The sequence below is a fragment of the Fulvivirga kasyanovii genome (assembly GCF_009711405.1).
Classification (GTDB): domain Bacteria; phylum Bacteroidota; class Bacteroidia; order Cytophagales; family Cyclobacteriaceae; genus Fulvivirga; species Fulvivirga kasyanovii.
The window spans coordinates 2,415-6,390 of the sequence record NZ_SMLW01000342.1 but is presented as its reverse complement, the minus strand read 5'-3'; the positions used below and the strand labels follow the sequence as shown (position 1 = coordinate 6,390).

At 38.8% G+C, this 3,976-nt stretch carries 4 protein-coding genes; all 4 read left to right on the top strand.

From position 1 onward, the window contains the following. On the top strand, positions 1-342 hold a 342-nt coding region (locus E1163_RS03440), incomplete at its 5' end, for a KdsC family phosphatase (protein WP_155169474.1). Next, positions 342-1,178 (top strand): 3-deoxy-8-phosphooctulonate synthase, encoded by an 837-nt coding sequence (gene kdsA, locus E1163_RS03435; protein ID WP_155169472.1) that lies wholly within the window; start codon positions 342-344, stop codon positions 1,176-1,178. The genes E1163_RS03440 and kdsA, both read left to right, overlap by 1 nt. A 17-nt stretch (positions 1,179-1,195) precedes the next feature. Further along, a complete protein-coding gene (locus tag E1163_RS03430) occupies positions 1,196-1,978 on the top strand; it encodes a polysaccharide biosynthesis/export family protein (protein WP_155169470.1) in 783 nt (260 codons plus the stop codon). Continuing rightward, positions 1,978-3,976: GumC family protein (locus E1163_RS03425; protein WP_185155943.1), on the top strand; the 1,999-nt coding region annotated here is incomplete at its 3' end. The genes E1163_RS03430 and E1163_RS03425, both read left to right, overlap by 1 nt.

Sequence of the window (3,976 nt, the reverse complement as noted above, 5' to 3'; positions counted from 1 at the left end):
AGAACCTCTGAGTTGGTCGCCAGACGGTGTGAAGAACTGAAGCTGGACTTTTTTTATCAACATGTAAAAGATAAATTTGCGGTTTATAATGATGTTCTGGAAAAATACCAGCTTTCGGACGATCAGGTTACCTATATAGGAGATGATATAATAGACCTGAAATTAATTAAATACGCAGGCTTGGGAGTGGCACCGGCAGATGCTCTGGAATACGTAAAGGGATATGCTGATTTAGTCACTGAAAAGAAGGGTGGGGAAGGAGTAGTTCGCGAGGCTGCTGATTTTATTTTAGCCGCCCAGGGCCTGTTAGAAGGAATCGTTAAAAGCTACATAGACAATTAATGGAAATATTTAAAGAGCGTGTTAATATCACGGAAAATATAAACTTAGGAGGCGACAGGCTGGTGTTGTTTGCCGGGCCATGTGCAGCGGAAAGCTACGATATATGCATGGAAACCGGGACAAAGGTAAAAGAAGTGTGCCAGCAGCTAGATATAGACTATGTATTCAAAGCCTCTTTTGACAAAGCCAACCGTACATCCGCTGGCTCATATCGCGGCAAAGGTTTAGATTCCGGTCTGGAAATACTATCAAAAGTTAAAAAAGACCTTAACGTTCCGGTCGTTACGGATATTCACGAATCATACCAGGCCAAAGAAGTGGCTGAAGTTGTGGACGTATTACAGATCCCTGCATTTCTATGCAGACAAACAGATTTACTGCTGGCTGCCGCTGAAACCGGTAAAATGGTTAAAGTAAAAAGAGGCCAATTTATGGCGCCAGAAGACATGAAGTACGCGGTTGACAAAGTACGTGGAGCAGGCAACCCCAACGTTTGTCTGACCGAAAGGGGAGTATCCTTCGGTTATCACAATCTTGTAGTCGACATGAGAGCACTTCCTACTATGCGACAATACGCTCCCGTAGTTTTTGACGTTACCCATAGCGTACAGCAGCCAGGAGGCGCCGGAGGCACCTCCGGAGGTCAACGACAGTTTGCCCCCTACCTGGGCAGAGCAGCCGCGGCCGTTGGAGTAGACGGGTTTTTCATAGAAACCCACCCCAACCCCTCAAAAGCATTAAGCGACGGCCCAAACATGGTACCACTTGATGAAATAGAAGGCTTCCTCAAGATGCTGAAGGAAGTGTGGATGTTGGGAAAAAGTTTTGTAAAATAGTATACGTGATCTTTAGGATGAGAAATCTCTTTATTTTACTTTTTGTTGTGGTGTTGGGGGCTTCTTGCGTGCCGAATAAGAAGATAGTTTATTTGCAGAAGGGGGATGAGTTGAATGAAAGCTTTCCGAAAGACACTGTGTTAAGAGTGTATGATTTGGCGGATTATGAGTATAGGGTTCAGCCTGAGGATATTTTATCAATACGGTTTAGTAGTTTGACAAAAGAAGAGTTTGACATATTTAGTCAGACTAATGCTCAAAACACCACAACAAATATTGGTGCAATTTCCCTTTCAGGATATCTTGTTGACAAGGAGGGGATGATACAATTTCCAGAAATAGGTAAAGTTAAAGTTGGAGGGAGGACTGTACACGAAATAAAAGACTTTCTACAAGAGTTGGCTGCTGATTACCTTACTCAACCGGTCGTAAATGTAAGGTTGCTAAATTTTCGGGTGACCCTGCTTGGGGAAGTAAATAGTCAGGGGACAATAAATACTTACAATAATAATATGACTATGATGGAGGCCATAGGCTTGGCTAATGGGTTAACAGATTTGGCGGATCGAAAAAATGTGAAAGTTATCAGGCAAATCTCAGGAAACAATGAAGTTCTATATGTAAACCTTTTGGACGAACAGTATTTGCAAAATTCTTCTTTTTTTGTCCATCAAAATGATATAATTATTGTGCCTCCTTTAAAACAACGACCGTTTAGAAAGTATTTTGGGCAAAATGTGGCATTATTCCTCTCTTCAGCATCTACTTTATTATTGATTATTAACCTTATAACCAACTGATGTTAGAAAAAGGATTTTTGCCGGATCGGGAGTTTATCCGACTTGAAGATTCACATCATTCAGGGAATAAGCTGGTTGACTATAAGAGAGTTTTATTTAGAGCTCTTCGGTACTGGTATATAGTTGTTATAGTTTTGGTCACTTGCATAGTGTTGGCGCATTTAATTAATCGTTATACAACCAAAATATACCCTGTAAGTACTTCGATTATAATTAAGGAAAGCAAGGAAAATGCTGAAGGAAAATTACTATACAATAACCCTCTTGTTGATCCGTATAGAAATTTCTATAATGAATTATATATTATAAAGTCGGAGACATTGTTGAAGGATGTTGTGAAGGCTTTAAATTTTGGAGTTTCTTATTATGTTGAAGGAAACATCAAAACAACTGAGTTCTATCAAAGTAATTTCCCTGTTAAAATTGAAGTATTTCCTAAGGAGTATTATCCATCTGGTGAATCGTTTTATATAGAATTTGAAGATAACCAAACATATAAGATAGATCCTATAAAAAAGGAAGGGACTGAAGAAGACAAGTACGACATAAAATCAACTGTCGGAGTCTTTGGTGACACCCTTGTAGTTAATGGATATGATATAATGTTGAAGACAACGGGTAATTTATCTCCATATATAGGCAAGAGGTTTCTTATTTTTCTGGAAGACCCTGATAAAGTTGCTTACCAATATAGTAAGAAATTGAATGCCGAATGGGCTGAGGAAGGAGCTTCTGTTGTGAACCTTTCGCTTAGCGGGCCAATACCAGAGAAAGAGATAGATTTCTTGAAAGAACTGATATTTCAGTATCAGCTATTTGATCTTGAGAGGAAAAATTTGGCAGCTACAAGGTCAATAGAGTTCATAGAAGAACAATTGGACGAGATATCCGATTCTTTAAAGATATTTGAATCGCAGGTTGAGAGGTTCAAAAAACAGAATATTGCTACCGACTTGGAGGGAGAGGGACTAAACCTATACGAGAAACTAGTTAAATTGGAGGAACAGCGAGTCGAACTGAAGATTAAAAGAAACTATTATAACTATGTTCTTGAGTACTTAGAAAAGGATAATGACCTGAATACAATTGTACCCCCTTCAAGTGTGGGTATTGAAGACCCTATTGTTACTCAATTAATAGCTAACTTGGTTAAAGAGCAATCCGAATTGCAGGCCTTTATGGGCCAGGCGAAGAAAGCAAGTTCACTTTTCACTCAAAAACAGGAAAGGATTCATGACATTAAGCGCGATGTGCAAACTAGTGTAGAAAATATTTTAGATGCCCAATCTATTAATGAAAGATTTTTAAACTCCCAAATAACTCAAGTTGAGCAAAAACTTGTAGCCTTACCGGAAAAGGAAAGAACACTTGTTAATATCAAAAGGAATTACGCTCTTAGTGAGAGCCTGTACATATTTTTGATGCAGAAAAGGGCTGAGGCAGGTATTTCTAAGGCATCGAATGCGTCTGACATACTTGAAGTGAACCCTCCCAGGTTATCCGGACAGATATTAACCCCAAAGGTTAAGCAAAACTATGCGATAGCAATAATTATTGGACTTGCTATTCCCTTTCTGTTGTTTCTTACAATGGAAGTCCTCGATGACAAAATACAGTCGAAAGAGGATATTGAAAAACTGACCAGGATACCTATTATTGGAGGTATAGGGCATAAAAAGATGGATAATAACCTCATAGTAAGTTTAAAACCGAAATCAATTGTTTCAGAGGCATTCAGGTCACTACGTTCCAACCTTAATTTTTTTGTTGGAGGGGAGGATAAAAAGGTTTTTATGGTTACATCATCCATTAGTGGGGAAGGAAAGACCTTTACTACAATCAATCTTGCGACGGTTTTTGCTTTAACAGGTAAAAAGGTACTTATACTGGGAGCTGATCTTAGAAAACCAAGAATTTACAATGATTTTAATCTGACTAATAGCTTCGGCTTGAGCAACTTTTTGTCTGGATCAGCTATAATTGAAGATGTTGTGCAAT